At 35.1% G+C, this 416-nt stretch carries 1 protein-coding gene; it reads right to left on the bottom strand.

Annotated elements, in window-relative coordinates; genetic code table 11:
* Positions 1-2 precede the first annotated feature (2 nt).
* Positions 3-416, bottom strand: a 414-nt coding sequence (locus RC73_RS20885; RefSeq protein ID WP_039036223.1) for a hypothetical protein, incomplete at its 5' end; no start/stop codon positions are given.

The raw sequence follows: 416 nt of genomic DNA, 5'->3' as shown, positions 1-416 counted from the left end.
GCTCAAACTACAAATCCTAATAATCCAAGTTTTTGACTGGTTTCGTTAAACAATCCGTATTTTCCGCTTTTGCTTTTAACAAAAATGCGGATGTCACCACGGCCTGAAGCGAAGGGATTCTTTAGTTTATGTTCATCTAAGATATACCCATAATCACTTATGTTTTCGGTGAAAATAAACTCGTTCTGCTGGTTTAAAAAATTATAATTATCGTCTGCAATTTTCAGAATCGTTATTTTACTGAATTGACTTACGCTATTAGTAATCCACTGGTATTCAGCAGGAACAACTGCTTTTCCGTTTTTGTCATACAAACCAAATTTTCGGTTGGGTTCGGCTGTCATTACTTTAAACATGTTGTTTTCTTCGCCAATCCACTCAAAAACCATTGGATTATTAGGATTTGTAGTTTGAGC

Origin of the sequence: Shewanella sp. ECSMB14102 (genome assembly GCF_000813075.1) — a bacterium.
Lineage (GTDB): Bacteria > Pseudomonadota > Gammaproteobacteria > Enterobacterales > Shewanellaceae > Shewanella > Shewanella indica.
The sequence above is the reverse complement of the archived record's forward strand: the minus strand, read 5'-3'. Positions and strand labels throughout refer to the sequence as shown.